Origin of the sequence: Amycolatopsis sp. A1MSW2902 (assembly GCF_017312175.1) — a bacterium.
GTDB classification, from domain to species: domain Bacteria; phylum Actinomycetota; class Actinomycetes; order Mycobacteriales; family Pseudonocardiaceae; genus Amycolatopsis; species Amycolatopsis nivea.
Map to the genome: position 1 here is coordinate 2,889,917 of NZ_QJPO01000001.1, position 16,289 is coordinate 2,906,205.

Consider the following 16,289-nt stretch of genomic DNA (forward strand, 5'->3'; position numbering starts at 1 on the left):
GGGAGTGGGATATGCTGGCGGCCCGTGGGACTTCAGTCGCGGGCTACCAAGTATGTCTTTGTCACCGGAGGCGTTGCCTCCTCTCTGGGTAAGGGTCTGACGGCGTCCAGCCTCGGACAGCTGCTCACTTCGCGCGGACTTCGCGTCACGATGCAGAAGCTCGACCCGTACCTCAATGTCGACCCCGGGACGATGAACCCGTTCCAGCACGGCGAGGTGTTCGTCACCGACGACGGCGCCGAGACCGATCTCGACATCGGGCACTACGAGCGCTTCCTCGACCGCTCTCTCGACGGCAAGGCGAACGTCACCACCGGACAGGTGTACTCGGAGGTGATCGCCAAGGAACGCCGCGGCGAGTACCTCGGCGACACCGTCCAGGTGATCCCGCACATCACCGACGAGATCAAGGCGCGGATCACCGCCGCGGCCGGGCCGGACGAGAACGGCGTCGCGCCGGACGTGGTGATCACCGAGGTCGGCGGCACGGTCGGCGACATCGAGTCGCTGCCGTTCCTCGAGGCGTGCCGCCAGGTGCGCCACGACGTCGGCCGCGACCAGTGCTTCTTCCTGCACGTGTCGCTGGTGCCGTACCTCGCCCCCTCGGGCGAGCTCAAGACCAAGCCGACCCAGCACTCGGTCGCCGCGCTGCGCAACATCGGCATCCAGCCGGACGCGCTGGTGTGCCGCGCGGACCGGGAGATCCCGGACGACCTCAAGCGCAAGATCGGCCTGATGTGCGACGTCGACACCGAGGCGGTCATCGCCTGCCCGGACGCGCGCTCGATCTACGACATCCCGAAGGTGCTGCACGGCGAGGCGCTCGACGCGTACGTGGTGCGCCGGCTGGGCCTGCCGTTCCGGGACGTCGACTGGACGGTGTGGGGCGACCTGCTCGACCGCGTGCACAACCCGAGCGAGATCGTCCGGGTCGCCGTGGTGGGCAAGTACATCGACCTGCCGGACGCGTACCTCTCGGTCACCGAGGCGCTGCGCGCGGGCGGGTTCGCGCACCGCGCCAAGGTCGAGATCGTCTGGGTCGCCTCGGACGACGCGCAGACCGAATCCGGCGCGGCGTCCGTGCTGTCCGATGTGGACGGTGTGCTGATCCCCGGCGGGTTCGGCATCCGCGGCATCGAGGGCAAGGTCGGCGCGATCCACTACGCGCGCACGCACGGCGTCCCGCTGCTCGGGCTGTGCCTCGGCCTGCAGTGCATGGTCATCGAGAGCGCGCGGAACCTCGCGGGCATCGAGGGCGCGAACTCGGCCGAGTTCGACGAGGACACCCAGCACGCGGTGATCTCGACCATGGCCGACCAGCGCGACGTCGTCGCGGGCGAGCGCGACATGGGCGGCACGATGCGGCTCGGCGCGTACCCGGCGAAGCTCAAGGCGGGTTCGCAGGTCGCCAAGGCGTACGGCACCACCGAGGTGTCCGAGCGCCACCGCCACCGCTACGAGGTGAACAACGCCTACCGCAAGCAGATCGGCGACGCGGGACTGGTGTTCTCCGGCACCTCGCCGGACGACCGGCTCGTCGAGTTCGTCGAACTGCCCGCGGACAAGCACCCGTTCTTCGTGGGCACCCAGGCGCACCCCGAGCTGAAGAGCCGCCCGACCCGGCCGCACCCGCTGTTCAGCGCGTTCGTGAAGGCCGTCGTGGACCGCAAGGTCGCCGAGCGGCTCCCGGTCGAACTCCCCGAAACGCCCGTGGCGGCTCGGTGAGCGCGCCCGGCACGCACGAGTTCTCCGTCGCCGGCAGCACGGTCGTCCACGTGGGACGCGTCGTCGGCCTCCGGGTCGACGACGTCGTGATGCCCGGCGGGGAAACCGCCAAGCGCGAGGTGGTCGAACACCTCGGCGCGGTGGTGATCGCGGCGCTGGACAGCGAGGACAACGTCACGCTCGTGCACCAGTACCGGCATCCGCTCGGGCGCAGGCTGTGGGAGCTGCCCGCCGGGCTGATCGACAAGCCGGGGGAGGAGCCGGTCGAGGCGGCGAAGCGCGAGCTGGCCGAGGAATCCGGGCTGGCGGCGGCCCGCTGGGACACCCTGGTCGACGTCGCGGCCTCGCCCGGGTTCACCGACGAGGTGGTGCGTGTCTTCCTCGCGCGCGATCTGTCCGAAGTGGACCGCGAGGTGCTCGGCGACGAGGAGGCCGACCTGGTGGTGCGGAAGTTCCCGCTCGCCGAGGCGGTCCGGATGGCGCTGGCGGGCGAGCTGGTCAACGGCGCGACCGTCTCGGGCGTGCTGTCGGCGCACGCGGTGCTGACCGGGGCGGCGGAGACGCGCCCGGCCGACGCGCCGTGGCAGGACCGGCCGACGCGGTTCGCTCGCCGACTGGCCGAGGGCTGAATTTCCGGGTTCTGTCGGTGTGCCGTCCTAGAGTGGCGGCGTGAATGACGCGAGAGTCGAGGTGCGGGGCGCGATCGCCACGTACCTCGACCATCTCGTCGTCGAACGCGGCACCGCCCGCAACACCCTCGACAGCTACTCGCGTGACCTCCGCCGCTACGCCGCCCATCTGGAAGCGGCGGGGATCGTGCGGCTGACCGAGGTCACGCCCGCGCATGTCACGTCATTCGGAGCGGCGCTGCGCGAGGGCGACGAAGAACACCAGCCGCTGGCGGCGTCGTCGGCCGCGCGGGCGCTCGTCGCGGTGCGCGGGCTGCACAAGTTCGCGCACGCCGACGGGCTCACCGAACACGACCCGGCCCGCGACGTCCGCCCGCCGGCCGCGGCGAAACGGCTGCCCAAGGCGTTGCCGGTCGCGGACGTCCTGAAGCTGCTCGACACCCCGCCGCCGGACGGCGAACGCGCCTTGCGCGACCGTGCGCTGCTGGAACTGCTCTACTCGACCGGAGCCCGGATCTCCGAGGCCGTCGGGCTCGACGTGGACGATGTGGACGAGACCGAGCGCACCGTCCTGCTCGACGGCAAGGGCGGCAAGCAACGGCTGGTGCCGATCGGCCGTCCCGCATTGGAAGCACTCGACGCGTACCTGGTCCGCGCCCGTCCCGCGCTCGCCGCGAACGGCCGGGGCACGTCCGCGATCTTCCTCAACGCCCGCGGCAGCCGGCTGTCCCGGCAAAGCGCGTGGCAGGTGCTCAAGGACACCGCCGAGCGGGCCGGGATCACCGCCGCGGTGTCGCCGCACACCCTGCGCCACTCGTTCGCGACCCACCTGCTCGAGGGCGGCGCGGACGTCCGCGTGGTGCAGGAACTGCTCGGCCACGCCTCGGTGACCACGACCCAGGTGTACACGCTCGTCACGGTCACGACGCTGCGAGAGGTCTACGCCACCGCGCATCCGCGCGCGCTGGGCTGAACGTCCGAACCGCCTCAGGGCCTTCCCACGCTGCGGTGACTCGGCCCGTGCGGCCCGGCGCGGCGCTTTGCCGGTGCTCCGGAAATCCGCATAGGCTGCCGGAGACCCCGCCGAACAAGGAGCTTTCGCGCCATGTCGACACCGACTCCGAACCAGCCGGAGGACCCGGCAGCGCCCGCCGGGCCAGCTGGGCCGGCAGTGTCCGCCGGGCCCGCTGCGTCGTCCGGGCCCGCTGTGTCTTCCGGGTCCTCCGGTTCGGCCGCGGCGAACCTCGAGCACGCGCGGATCGCCACGCCGGCGGACCACGAGGGCGACGAGCCGGAACGGCCGCTGACCCGCGCCGAACGCGCCCGGATGCGGGCGAAGGAGCGCGCGGAGAGCGGGATCGGGCCGACCGGGCGCCCGCTGCGCGAGATCCCCGAGCCGCCGCCGCTCGAGCGGCACGGCCCGGCGAAGGTGCTCGCCATGTGCAACCAGAAGGGCGGGGTCGGCAAGACCACGTCCACGATCAACCTCGGCGCCGCGCTCGCCGAATGCGGCCGCCGGGTGCTGCTGGTCGACTTCGACCCGCAAGGCGCGCTGTCGGTCGGGCTCGGCATCCAGCCGCACGAACTGGACCAGACGGTCTACAACGTCATCATGGAGCGCTCGGTGCAGATCGAGGACGTGCTCCGCAAAACCCGCGTCGACGGCGTTGACCTGCTGCCGAGCAACATCGACCTGTCCGCGGCGGAGGTCCAGCTCGTCGCAGAGGTAGGGCGCGAGCACACGTTGTTACGGGTCCTTCGTCCGGTGATGAACGACTACGACTATGTTCTTGTCGACTGCCAGCCCTCGCTCGGCCTGTTGACGGTGAACGCATTGACCGCCGCGGACGGTGTGATCATCCCCCTGGAGTGCGAGTTCTTCAGTCTGCGAGGCGTCGCGCTCCTGATCGACACGATCGAGAAGGTGCAGGAACGCCTCAACCCCAAACTGGACATCACGGGGATTCTCGCCACGATGTACGACCCGAGAACCCTGCACTCGAAGGAGGTCATGGCTCGCGTGGTCGAGGCATTCGGCGACACCGTGTTCGACACGGTGATCAACCGCACCGTGCGGTTCCCCGAGACGACGGTCGCGGGCGAGCCCATCACGACCTGGGCCCCCAAGTCCGCCGGCGCCGCGGCTTACCGCGCGCTGGCCCGCGAGGTGATCGCTCGGTGAGCAGGCGCGCTTCCCTGCCCGGAGCGTCGGAGCTGTTCCGCCTCACCTCCAGTCCGGCGACCCCCGCGCTCGAACGTCCCGCCGTGCCCGCTCCGGCGGAACCGGTGGCCCCGCCGCGCAAGCCGAGCGCTCCGGCGGACGCCGACCAGCTGGCCCGCAACGCGGCGCGCAGCGGGTCCGGGCGCACCAAACACGACGCGAAGATCACCGTGTACGTCTCCGGCGAGGAACTGCTCGCGATGGAGCAGGCCCGGCTGAACCTGCGCGCCAAGCACGACCTGGTCGTCGACCGCGGCAGGCTGGTCCGCGAGGCGGTCGCCGTGCTGCTCGCCGACTTCGACCAGCGCGGCGAGGACTCCGTGCTGGTGCAGCGATTGCGGGCGAACGGCGAGGACGGCGGAACCGAGGGCTGATGGACGAACCGGCATCGGCCGAGCTGCCGGAGCCGGAAGCGGCAGCCGCCGAAAGCACGCGCGGCGCGGAGGAACCCGGCGCAGCGGCTCCGGAAAGCACGGCGGCCGCGGAGGCTCCGGAGGAGACCGACGCTCCGGAAGCCCCCGGGCCCGCCGAGGCTCCGGCCGTGCACGAGACGGTGCACGGCGGCACCATCCCCGAGGGATACGCCGCCGACGAGGGCTCCTCGAAGTTCAAGGTGCGGCTGCAGAACTTCGAGGGCCCGTTCGACCTGCTGCTGCAGCTGATCTCGCAGCACCAGCTGGACGTCACCGAGGTCGCGCTGCACACGGTCACCGACGACTTCATCGCCTACACCCGCGCCCTCGGCCCGGACTGGAACCTCGACGAGACCACCGAGTTCCTGGTGATCGCGGCGACCCTGCTCGACCTCAAGGCCGCCCGGCTGCTGCCCGCGGCCGAGGTCGAGAACGAGGACGACCTCGCGCTGCTGGAAGCCCGCGACGTGCTGTTCGCGCGGATGCTGCAGTACCGCGCGTACAAGCAGGTGGCCGCGCTGTTCGGCGAGCTGGAGGAAGGCGCGCTGCGGCGGTACCCGCGGTCGGTGGCGCTGGAGGAGCGGTACCTCGGGCTGCTGCCGGAGGTGATGCTCGGCGTCACGCCGGAGCGGTTCGCGGAGATCGCGGTCGCGGTGTTCCGGCCGAAACCGCCGCCGCAGGTGTCGATCGCGCACATCCACATGGGCCGGGTGTCCGTGCGCGAGCACGCCGCGCTGCTGCGGCTCAAGCTCGCCGAGGCCGGGCAGGCGACGTTCAAGGAACTGACCTCGGACTGCGAGCACACGGTCGAGGTCGTGGCGCGGTTCCTCGCGCTGCTGGAGCTGTACCGCGAGTCGTCGGTGCAGTTCGACCAGCTGGAGGCATTGGCGGAACTGCACGTCCGCTGGACCGGCGGCAGCGTGGCCGAGGCGTCCGTCGCCGCCGAGCACGACCGCGCGGCGGCCGATGAGGAGGAATACGGGTGAGCACCGAAGACGACCGCGCACCGGAGCGGGAGGAGACTCCGGCGGCGCCGGACGCTCCGGCGGAAGAGGCTCAGGTCGAGGCCGAACAGGCTGCGGCCGGGCCGGACGAGACTGAGCCGGAAACCGCGCCGCAGCCGGAAAACGAGGCCGAGCCTGTGGAGGCCGTCGAGCCGGAACCCGCGCCGGAAGCCGAAGCGCCGGAGCCAGCCGAAACCGAGCCGGAATCCGCTGAAGCCGAACCCGCGCCGGAGCCCGAAGCCGCGGAGCCGTCCGACGACGAAGGTCTGGTCGCCGTCGACAGCGGCCTGCCCAGCGTCGAGTCGGACGAGGCGCTCGAAGCCGCTCTCGAAGCGCTGCTGCTCGTCGTGGACTCGCCGATCGCGGAGGATTCCCTCGCCGAAACGCTGGACCAGCCGGTCGCCAGGGTGACCGTCGCGCTGCGGACGATGGCGCAGAAGTTCACCGAGCGGGCCAGCGGGATCGACCTGCGGCGCGTCGGCGAAGGGTGGCGGTTCTACACTAGGGACACCTACGCCCCGTTCGTGGAGAAGCTCCTGCTGGACGGCCAGCGGTCGAAGCTGACCAGGGCCGCGCTGGAGAGCCTCGCCGTGATCGCGTACCGGCAGCCGGTCACCCGGGCCCGGGTCGCGGCGGTGCGCGGGGTGAACGTGGACGGCGTGATCCGGACCCTGCTGGCGCGGGGGCTCATCGAGGAGATGGGCACCGACCCGGAGACCACGGGCACGCTGTACGTGACGACCGAGCTGTTCCTGGAGCGACTGGGGCTGTCGTCGCTGAACGACCTGCCCCCGATCGCTCCGCTGCTACCCGAAGTGGACACCATCGATGACATCTGAGCAACACCCCGACGGCATCCGCCTGCAGAAGGTCCTGTCGCAGGCGGGCGTGGCGTCGCGCCGGGCCGCCGAGGACCTGATCGCGGCCGGCCGGGTGGAGGTGGACGGCGAGGTCGTCACCGAACTGGGCCGCCGCGTGCACCCGGACGAGGCGGTGATCCACGTCGACGGCACGCGGGTCAACCTCCGCGACGACCTCGTGTACCTCGCGTTCAACAAGCCCAAGGGCGTGCACTCCACGATGTCGGACGACCGGGGCCGCCCGTGCGTCGGCGACTACCTGCGCGGCCGGTGGGAGGAGACCCCGGGCGTCGTGCACGTCGGACGGCTCGACGAGAACACCGAGGGCCTGCTGCTGCTGACCAACGACGGCGACCTCGGGCACCGGCTGATGCACCCGTCGTACCGGGTGCTCAAGACGTACTTCGCGGAGGTCGAGGGGCTGGTGCCGCGCGGGCTCGGCAAGGAGCTGCGCGCGGGCTGGGAGCTGCCGGACGGGATCGTGAAGGTCGACCAGTTCCGGGTCAAGGACATGCATTCCGGCCGGAGCATGATCGAGCTGGTGATCCACGAGGGCCGCAAGCACATCGTGCGCAGGCTCATGGCGGCCACCGGGCACCCGGTCCGCAAGCTGGTGCGCACCGCGGTCGGCGACGTGCAGCTGGGCAACCAGCGCCAGGGCACGATCCGCAGGCTGAACCGCGGCGAGGTCGGCACGCTGTACCGCACCGTGGGACTCTGACCGGTTCCCCACTTTCGGCCCTGCTGCCGGAGCCCGCGCCCCGACCAGAGTTGTCGGTACCCGACGACGACTCTGGAGGGCGACGGGAATGCGTGTGCTGACAGGGCTGTGCGCCGCCGCGGTGCTGGCCGCGGGAGTGGTGGTGCCGGCGGCCGCGACGGCCGCCCCGGCGAGAACCGCCACGGAGCCGCAGTACGACTACGCCGGGGCGATCCGCGAAACGGTGTGGGTCGACCTCGGCCGGGACGGCGACGGGGACGGCGTGCCGGACCGGGTCGCCGCGGACATCGTGCGACCGAAGGAACCGGCCGAGGCGGGCAAGAAGATCCCGGTGATCATGGACGCCAGCCCGTACTACTCCTCGGTGGGGCGCGGCAACGAAACCCAGTTCAAGACGTACGACGCGCAGGGCCGCCCGGTCGGTTTCCCGCTGTTCTACGACAACTACTTCGTGCCGCGCGGGTACGCGGTGGTGCTCGTGGACCTCGCGGGCACCAACCGGTCGACCGGGTGCGTGGACGTCGGCGGCAACTCGGACGTCCAGTCGGCGAAGAAGGTCGTCGACTGGCTGAACGGCCGCGCGACGGGCTACACCGCGAAAACCGGCGGCACGAAGATGTCGGCGGGCTGGAGCGACGGCGGCGTCGGGATGATCGGCAAGTCCTACGACGGCACCATCGCCAACGGCGTCGCCTCGACCGGCGTCGAAGGACTCAAGACCATCGTGCCGATCTCCGCGATCAGCTCCTGGTACGACTATTACCGCTCGGACGGCGCGTCGTTCGGCTTCAACCCGGACGGGCTCGCGCAGACCGTCGAGCGGCGCAACGGCGGCCAGGATTGTTCGGCGCAGAACCGGAAACTCGCCGAGGGCGCGACCGAGAACGGCGACTACGGCCCGCTGTGGGCGGAGCGCGACTACGTGGCGAACGCGAAGAACGTGCGCGCCTCCGTGTTCATTTCGCACGGCGTCAACGACCTGAACGTCATGCCGATCAACTACGGCCAATGGTGGGACGCGCTCGCCGCGAAGGGCGTGCAGCGCAAGATCTGGCTCGCCCAGACCGGCCACGTCGACCCGTTCGACTACCGCCGCACCGAGTGGGTCGACACCCTGCACCGGTGGTTCGACCACTACCTGATGGGCATCGACAACGGCATCGAGAAGGAACCGCAGGCGACCGTCGAACGCCAGCCGGACCAGTGGGTCAACGAAGCGACCTACCCCGCGCCGGGCACCAAGGCGATGGTGTTGCGACCGCAGCCGGGCCGTACCGCTGGCGTCGGCACGCTCGGCACTGCGGGTGGCCGGGGCAGCGCGTCGTTCACCGACAACCCGAAGATCGGCGAGAACGAGTGGGCGGCGAACCCGTCGGGCACATCGCCGAACCGCGTCCTGTACAGCACTAGCGCGCTCTCTTCGCCGGTGCAGGTCTCGGGCACCTCGTCGATCACCGTGACGGCCACGCCGAGCACTCCGACCGCGCATCTGTCGGCGATGCTGGTGGACTACGGCCCCGCGAAGATCCGCAATTTCTCGGGCTCTGGCGAAGGAATCGTGACCGGCACGGACCGCACGTGCTGGGGTTCGAGCACCGACGGCGACAGTGCTTGCTACAAGGTGACCAGCGCGGACACGACGAACGTGGACTACACGATCATCAGCCGAGGCTGGGCGGACCTGGCGAACTACCAGTCCCTGAGCCGCGAAGCGCGGCTGACGCCGGGCAAGGCGTACACGATGACGTTCCGCCTGGCGAGCACCGACCACATCGTCCCGGCCGGACACCGGCTGGCACTGGTGATCGGCGGCACGGACGCCAATTTCATCACCGCACCGGCGAACCCGCCGAAGCTGACCATCGACCTGGCCAAGACCTCGGCCCGGATCCCGCTGGTCGGCACGGTTCCGGCGCGTCCGCGGACGGAATCCGCTCCGGCGGGCCCGCTGGCGCACGTCCCGGCCGCGGCGCGGTTCGACCTGCGCTGAGCTGGAGATCGAAGCGTGCGGCGGCGGAGCACCTCTCTGCTCGCATGTCGGGTCGGTCACGATCCGTGGTGGCGTGGCCGACCCGACATGCGTGTCGCTTCTGAGACTGTCGTACCCCACTTCTAGAGTGGTCGGCGTGACCGCGACCATGCCCGCACTCGATCAGAACCACGGTGAAGTTTTTACACGTCGCTGGGTGGTAGACGTACTGCTTGACTTGGTCGGTTACGACGCCGATCGAGACCTCGGCGAGCTTCGCCTCGTCGAACCTTCATGTGGTACTGGTGCCTTCCTTCGGCCTGCGGTCGAGCGGTTGATTAGGTCTGCGCAGAACGCGGACCGTGATCTTCGGTCCTTGGACGGTGCTATCCGTGCGTATGACCTTCAGCCAGGGAACGTGCGAGCTGCCCGGCTTGTGTGCCGCGACCTGCTCGCTGCCGCCGGGGCGTCCGCGCCGGTGGCAGCTGGTCTGGCACGAAGCTGGGTGAGACGGGCAGATTTCTTGCTGGATGACGACGATGACCGGGAAGCCGACTTCGCAGTCGGAAACCCCCCGTACATCCGGTATGACGACTTGTCAAACGAGGTAGCTGTCAAATATCGAACCGCTTGGCAAACCATGCGCGGACGCGGGGACATTTACGTCGGATTCTTTGAGCGGTGCCTCAGTATCCTGAAGGCGGACGGCAAGGTCGGTTTTATTTGTGCGGATCGATGGATGCGGAACCAGTATGGCGCAGCGTTGCGGGAACTGGTCTCTCGTGAATATTCCGTCGAGCAAGTTTGGACAATGCATGGTGTGGATGCGTTTGAAGAAAAAGTGTCCGCATATCCGGCCATTACAGTCATAGCAAACAAGGCGCAAGGCCCTGTCGTCGTCGCTGATATGGAAGATAGCTTCTCCGAAAATTCGGCTAAATCACTGGTGAAGTGGTCGACCAGAGGCAGAAGTGCGGCCTTCTCGGGACCTGGGGTGAAGGCTCATCGACTGCCTCATTGGTTCGGCGGAAGCGACTTATGGCCGACTGGCACGCCTGCTCGTCTTGCTTTAGTCGAGCATTTGAATGACCGATACTATCCGCTTCATGATCCTGAAAACACTGGGACTCGTGTTTCGATTGGCGTCGCGACTGGTGCCGACAAAGTCTATATTACCAAGGATGGCAGTGCAGTCGAGTCGGATCGCATACTGCCTATGGCGATGAGCGGCGACCTGATGTCCGGAAATTTTGAGTGGCAAGGGAACTATCTGATCAACCCGTGGTCGGAGGACGGTTCTCTCGTGGAACTCGAGGATTACCCGCAAATGAGCGAGTACTTCTCAAGGCATCCGCAGTTGAGGACGCGGCATGTAGCTAAGAAAGCTCCGGCTCGCTGGTATAGGACGATCGACAAAGTGCACGCTGACCTGCTCGCGCGGCCGAAGTTGCTGCTCCAGGATATGAAGTCTGCGATACATCCTGTCTATGAGCCGGGTGGCTTCTATCCGCATCACAACCTGTACTACATTGTCTCCGATATTTGGGACCTTGAGGTTCTTGGGGGTTTGCTTCTTTCGCGGGTATCACAAGCATTCATCGAAGCCTATTGTGTGCGCATGCGTGGCGGAACGCTTCGGTTTCAGGCGCAGTATCTCAAGAAAATCAGGGTTCCTCGCCCATCCTCGCTGGATAGAATGATATCTGCTGAATTGAAGTCAGCGTTTCGTTCTCGTGATACAGAGGCTGCGACCAGGGCAGCGGCGAAGGTTTACGAAATCGATCTGGAAGAGTACGAACTCTTGTCCGCGGGAAAGAATTAAGCGTTGACGTCTTAACCTGTGGGGGCGGGGATTGTGCGTCGCCTATCGACGATTGAAGGAGGCTGACTTGGTCAGCAAGACTGTAAAGTCTGAGGCATGGGGGCTGTTCGATCGGATCGTCGAAGTCAGCTCTAGCGACGGGTATTCAAATCCGTGGCGACCGGGCTCTGCTGGGCCCCACTATGTGCCGGATTATGTCACGTTGCGGAAGCTGCTCGGCGTCCCGCTGCTGCTCGGAGCGACTTCGCAGTCGGGTGTGCCTGCTCTTGCTTTCGATGTTTGGGCGGCTTATGAGCTGCGACGTGCTGGGTTCGAAGCAGACAGGGTATGGCCGCGCTGTAGTCACCCTCGGATAATGCCTTCTACCTTGGTTGAACTGCTAAAGGGCGCGACCCGGGATCAGCGTAAGATTCTCGTCGAGTTGCTGAATTCAAAGAAGACTTACAACGGCGAAATATCTGCGAGTGCGAATCTTCTCGGAAAGAACTACGTGAAGCAAGTCGACGTAGTGATGTCAGCCTGGAATACTGGGCCAGAGCTGATGATCTCCACGAAACGCATGGACTCGTCTTTTGGGAACAATGCTGCGAATCGTGTCGAGGAAAGCTATGGTGACGCCAAGAATCTTCGTGGAAGGCATCCGCAAGCTGCATTGGGCTTCATCTACGGCCTCAACCACGCCGCTTTTCTGGAGAAGCCCAGGGTTGCTGCTTGGATTGTCGACCTCTTGGGCAAGCTGGGCCGCGAGGACGATGCCTACGATGCTGTCGCGCTAGTCGTCCCGGAGTGGGTCGATGCCGACGGGGTCGAGCTTGCGGCTGATAGTGACGCTGAGGAAGAGGACCCGCTGGTCGTGGCCGGAGTGGAAGAACCTGCGGACGCAGAGGAAGTCCTCCCATTAGAGTTGTCTCAAAACGAAGCCGATGAGAAGCTGAGGGGACTTCCGAACATTCGCATAAATACAAGTGTTGTCCCGGAGCATTTATCACCGGGGAGCTTCTTCGGTCGGATAATCGGGCGGGTTCTGGATAATTGTCCGGTAAATTTCCACGAGGAAGCGCGGTTTCGGCGATCCAATCCGGAAGTCGCTTCATAACGTGAGTGAAGCTCTAAACTGACCGGGGGGGCGTTTCCGGTTCCCGTCTATTTTGTTTGCAGGATAATCGATTATCCTGCGAAGGTGTGATCGGCTACAAATTCTGGTGGCATTGCTGGAGGCAAGAAAAGGGCCCGCGTCGAACGGCGCGAGCCCTTTTCTTTATTGGGTCAGCTTGCGGTGACGGTTTCTTTCGCGGCTGCCTTGCGCTGGAAGGCTTTCGCGATCGGCTCGACCACCCGAGCCGCCGTCGGCCCGAGGATCGCCATCAGCAGCACGTAAGCCGTCGCCAGTGCGGCCAGTTCGCCATCGACAGCTCCAGCGGTAACCGCCAGCCCGGCGATGACGATCGAAAACTCGCCCCGCGCAACCAAAGCCGCCCCGGCGCGGGCGCGGCCGAGCCGACCGATTTTCTGCCTGCGGGCAGCCCACCAGCCGGTGGCCACCTTCGTCAGCGTCGTCACGACCGCGAGCACCGCGGCCCATCCCAGCACCGGCGGGATCGACGCCGGGTTGGTGTTCAGCCCGAACACCACGAAGAACATCGCAGCAAAGAGGTCCCGCAGCGGTTCCAGCAGCCGGGTCGCGTTGTGCGCGGTCGACCCGGACACCGCGATTCCCAGCAGGAACGCCCCGACCGCCGCCGACACCTGCAGTGCCGAAGCGATCCCGGCCACCAGCAGGGCGGCGCCGAGGATCTTGAGCAGGAACACTTCCCGGTCGTCGCTGTCCACCAGCGCCGACACATAGCGCCCGAACTTCAGCGCGATCACCAGCACCACCGTGATCACCAGCAGCGAAATCCCCACGGCTTCCAGCCCGCCGAGCAGGCTCACCCCGCCGAGAACCGCGGTCAGGATCGGCAGGTACAGCGCCATCACGAGGTCCTCGAACACGAGGATCGACAGCACCACCGGCGTTTCGCGGTTGCCGAGCCGGCCGAGGTCGCCGAGGACCTTCGCGATGATGCCGGACGACGAGATGTACGTGACGCCCGCCATGACGATCGCGCCGATCGGGCCCCAGCCCAGGATCAGCGCCACCGCCGCGCCGGGTGCGGCGTTGAGCACGATGTCCACCAGGCCCGCGGTCCACGACCGCCGCATGTCGGTGAACAGTTCGGCCGCGGAGTACTCCAGGCCGAGCAGGAGAAGCAGCAGCACCACGCCGATTTCGCTGGCGAGGTGGGCGAAATCGCCGATGTCGGCGAGCGGGATCAGGCCGCCCGAGCCGAAGCACAGGCCGCCGAGGAGATACAGGGGGATGGGGGAGAGGCCGATCCGGCCGGCGAGCCTGCCCAGCGCGCCGAGCACGAAGAAGACCGCGCCGAGTTCGATCAGCGAAAGTGCGGTGTGATCCATCAGCCGTGCTTGAGGATCTTGGCGGCGGCTTCCAGTCCCTCGGACGTGCCGACCACGACGAGCAGGTCGCCCGCGGTGAAGAGGAAGTCCGGCGTCGGCGACGGGTGCACCTGCCCGGCCCGCATCACCGCGACGATCGAGACGCTGGTGCGCGTGCGCATCGCGGTGTCGCCGAGCGAACGGCCGTCGAACGGGCTGTCCGCGGTGATCGGCAGCTGCTTCGTGTTGATGCCCGGCAGCTCGCGGTGCTCCTCGTTCAGCTGCGCCACCAGCTGCGGCGCGCCGAGCAGGTTCGAGAGCGCGCCCGCCTCGTCCGCGGTCAGCGGCAGCGACGCGAGGCAGGCGTCCGGATCGTCGGATTTGGAGACGATCAGCTCGATCTTGCCGTCCCGCTGGGTGACGACGCCGATGCGGCGGCCCGCGCGGGTGGCGAAGTCCTTGCGGACACCGATTCCGGGAAGAGGGGTGACTTCGACGTTCACTCGGCCACGGTAACTCATTGTCCGATTCGCGGAGTTCAGCCCAGCAGGAACAGGACCGAGGTCGCGGCCATGAACGCGGCGGTCGCGCCGTGCACTCCGTAGGCCATGCTCTTCTTCCCCTTGTGCCGCAGGATGATCAGCATGTCGCACACCGGCATCACGGTCGCGGCCAGCAGCAGCCAGCCGGCCAGGTGCGCGCTGCCCGCCAGCATCGCGACGCCGAGGATCAGCCCGGTGCCGATGTCACGGTTCCCCTTGATCTCGAAGAACGCCGTCGAGCCGGTCGGGATTTCCCGCAGGCCGAACGTCGCGGCGCTTTTCGCCGGGGCGGTCAGATAGCCGAAGCCGACGTAGATGATGCCGAGGACGGGGACGGCGGCGAGGACGTAAGCGGCGATCAGCACGGGGAGCCTCCGAGTGAGTTAGCAACGCTAGGAACAAGTGCAACGCTAACTTAGCGGCGCTAGCTTGTCTAGCGATGCCTGTAATTCCGCCGCGGACACCGCCTGAGGTGCCGGGACCGGCTACGGGCAGAATGAACCGGACTGGGTGTGCGGGACGAACGTGAGGAGAGCATCGGTGACGGGAGCCCTACGTGGGGTGGTCGCGCTGGACGGCCCGTCGGGAACCGGCAAGACCACGGTGGCGCGCAAGCTCGCCGGACGGCTGAGCGCCCGCTACCTCGACACCGGAGCGATGTACCGCGTCGTCACGCTCGCCGTGCTGCGCGCCGGGATCGACCTCGCCGACGAACACGCGGTCGGCGCCCTCGCGCACGACGTCGACTTCTCGCTCGGCACCGACCCGGAGCGGCCGGACATCCGGCTGGCCGGGGAGGACGTCGCGGCCGAGATCCGCGGCCCCGAGGTGACCGGCGCGGTGTCGCCGGTGTCGGCTGTGCCGCAGGTGCGCGAGGTGCTCGTCGCCCGCCAGCGCCGGATCATCGCCGACGCGGTCGAGGACGACGGCGGGATCGTCGTCGAGGGCCGGGACATCGGCACCACCGTCGCGCCGGACGCGCCGCTCAAGATCTACCTCACCGCCTCGGCCGAGGTCCGCGCCGCGCGGCGGAACACCCAGGACTCCGCGGCGGGACGGGCCTCGAGCGTCGAATCCGCCCGCGAATCGGTGGAGCGCCGCGACCGGATCGACTCCACCCGGGCCGCCTCGCCGCTGCGCGCGGCCGGGGACGCGGTCCAGGTGGACACCTCCGAGCTGACCATCGACCAGGTGATCGTCGCGCTGGCCGAACTCGCCCGCGGGCGGGGGCTGCTCGGCGACTGCCCGGCCGAACCGGCCGCCGCCGAGGCCGGGGTCAGCCGGTGAGCAGGGCCCTCCCCGAGGGGGCGAACGGCCTCCTGCTCGACATCGGGCGGACCGCGGGCCGGTATTATCTGCGTCCGGCGTTCCGGATCCGGGTGCACGGCCGCGACCGGGTGCCCGCCGACGGGCCGCTCGTGGTGATCGCGAACCACAGCTCGAACGTCGATCCGCAGCTGGTGATCGGAATGCTTCCGCGCCGCAGCGCGTTCTTGGCCAAGGCCGAGCTGTTCACGGGGATCGGAGGCCGGTTCCTGCGGGCGATCGGCCAGATCCCGGTCCGCCGGGGCGAGATCGACCGGACGCCGCTGACCACGGCGGTCGGGGTGCTCAAGGCGGGCGGGGCGGTCGGGATCTTCCCGGAAGGCACGCGCGGCGAGGGCGACGTCGGCGCCGCCGAGCGCGGCGCGGCGTGGCTGGTGCGCGCTTCGGGAGCCACCGTGCTGCCGATCGCGATCCGCGGGACGCGCAAGCCCGCCGACGGCAAGCGCCGCTGGCGCCCGCGCGTGGACCTCCTCTTCGGGGAGCCGTTCGCGCTGAAGGTCGGTCCGGGCCGCAAGGGCCTCGACCAGGGCACCGAGGAGCTGCGCACGCAGCTCGCGGCGCTCGTGCAGTCTTTGGACGACTGGCGTGGCGAACACGGGTTCGCCACGCCGTAGGTGAAGT

General features: G+C 68.2%; 16 protein-coding genes. 13 read left to right on the forward strand and 3 right to left on the reverse strand.

Annotated features, from left to right (window positions below; genetic code table 11):
• Positions 1–24: 24 nt before the first annotated feature.
• From DMP23_RS13215 to DMP23_RS13265, 11 genes are all read left to right on the forward strand, one after another.
• Positions 25–1,725, forward strand: a complete 1,701-nt coding sequence (locus DMP23_RS13215) for a CTP synthase (RefSeq protein ID WP_081684781.1) — start codon at positions 25–27, stop codon at positions 1,723–1,725.
• Complete coding sequence (locus tag DMP23_RS13220; RefSeq protein ID WP_134668138.1) at positions 1,722–2,354, forward strand: NUDIX domain-containing protein; 633 nt, start codon at positions 1,722–1,724, stop codon at positions 2,352–2,354. The genes DMP23_RS13215 and DMP23_RS13220 overlap by 4 nt, the downstream gene beginning before the upstream one ends.
• 40 nt (positions 2,355–2,394) lie before the next feature.
• Positions 2,395–3,327, forward strand: a complete 933-nt coding sequence (gene xerD / locus DMP23_RS13225; protein ID WP_134668137.1) for a site-specific tyrosine recombinase XerD — start codon at positions 2,395–2,397, stop codon at positions 3,325–3,327.
• A 132-nt stretch (positions 3,328–3,459) separates the two neighbouring features.
• Entirely contained in the window at positions 3,460–4,536 is a 1,077-nt protein-coding gene (locus DMP23_RS13230) for a ParA family protein (protein ID WP_235146667.1), read from the forward strand.
• Positions 4,533–4,949, forward strand: a complete 417-nt coding sequence (locus tag DMP23_RS13235; RefSeq protein ID WP_134668136.1) for a cobyrinic acid a,c-diamide synthase — start codon at positions 4,533–4,535, stop codon at positions 4,947–4,949. The genes DMP23_RS13230 and DMP23_RS13235 overlap by 4 nt, the downstream gene beginning before the upstream one ends.
• Positions 4,949–5,974 (forward strand): segregation and condensation protein A, encoded by a 1,026-nt coding sequence (locus tag DMP23_RS13240; RefSeq protein ID WP_337821204.1) that lies wholly within the window; start codon positions 4,949–4,951, stop codon positions 5,972–5,974. The genes DMP23_RS13235 and DMP23_RS13240 overlap by 1 nt, the downstream gene beginning before the upstream one ends.
• Complete coding sequence (scpB, locus tag DMP23_RS13245; protein ID WP_443111265.1) at positions 5,971–6,831, forward strand: SMC-Scp complex subunit ScpB; 861 nt, start codon at positions 5,971–5,973, stop codon at positions 6,829–6,831. The genes DMP23_RS13240 and scpB overlap by 4 nt, the downstream gene beginning before the upstream one ends.
• Positions 6,821–7,573 (forward strand): pseudouridine synthase, encoded by a 753-nt coding sequence (locus DMP23_RS13250; protein ID WP_037815466.1) that lies wholly within the window; start codon positions 6,821–6,823, stop codon positions 7,571–7,573. The genes scpB and DMP23_RS13250 overlap by 11 nt, the downstream gene beginning before the upstream one ends.
• A gap of 88 nt (positions 7,574–7,661) precedes the next feature.
• The gene (locus DMP23_RS13255) at positions 7,662–9,563 is read left to right on the forward strand and encodes a Xaa-Pro dipeptidyl-peptidase (RefSeq protein WP_337821205.1); all 1,902 of its coding nucleotides are present in this window, start codon (positions 7,662–7,664) and stop codon (positions 9,561–9,563) included.
• A 136-nt stretch (positions 9,564–9,699) separates the two neighbouring features.
• On the forward strand, positions 9,700–11,364 hold the full coding sequence (locus DMP23_RS13260; RefSeq protein WP_337821206.1) for an Eco57I restriction-modification methylase domain-containing protein: 1,665 nt from the start codon (positions 9,700–9,702) through the stop codon (positions 11,362–11,364).
• 355 nt (positions 11,365–11,719) lie between these two features.
• Positions 11,720–12,460: a hypothetical protein gene (locus DMP23_RS13265; RefSeq protein WP_337821207.1), complete on the forward strand. Its 741-nt coding sequence runs from the start codon at positions 11,720–11,722 to the stop codon at positions 12,458–12,460.
• Positions 12,461–12,630: 170 nt separating this feature from the next.
• Here DMP23_RS13265 and DMP23_RS13270 read toward each other — a convergent pair whose 3' ends face one another.
• The 3 genes from DMP23_RS13270 to DMP23_RS13280 are packed head-to-tail and all read right to left on the reverse strand — an operon-like array spanning position 12,631 to position 14,707.
• Positions 12,631–13,821: a cation:proton antiporter gene (locus DMP23_RS13270; RefSeq protein ID WP_337821208.1), complete on the reverse strand. Its 1,191-nt coding sequence runs from the start codon at positions 13,819–13,821 to the stop codon at positions 12,631–12,633.
• Complete coding sequence (locus DMP23_RS13275; RefSeq protein WP_009079551.1) at positions 13,821–14,303, reverse strand: cation:proton antiporter regulatory subunit; 483 nt, start codon at positions 14,301–14,303, stop codon at positions 13,821–13,823. The genes DMP23_RS13270 and DMP23_RS13275 overlap by 1 nt, the downstream gene beginning before the upstream one ends.
• A gap of 35 nt (positions 14,304–14,338) precedes the next feature.
• Entirely contained in the window at positions 14,339–14,707 is a 369-nt protein-coding gene (locus DMP23_RS13280) for a DUF4267 domain-containing protein (RefSeq protein WP_134668135.1), read from the reverse strand.
• A gap of 196 nt (positions 14,708–14,903) precedes the next feature.
• Between DMP23_RS13280 and cmk the strand changes: the two genes are divergently transcribed.
• A complete protein-coding gene (cmk, locus tag DMP23_RS13285; RefSeq protein ID WP_037815473.1) occupies positions 14,904–15,629 on the forward strand; it encodes a (d)CMP kinase in 726 nt (241 codons plus the stop codon).
• On the forward strand, positions 15,626–16,282 hold the full coding sequence (locus DMP23_RS13290) for a lysophospholipid acyltransferase family protein (protein WP_337821209.1): 657 nt from the start codon (positions 15,626–15,628) through the stop codon (positions 16,280–16,282). Before cmk ends, DMP23_RS13290 begins: the two co-directional genes overlap by 4 nt.
• Positions 16,283–16,289: the final 7 nt, after the last annotated feature.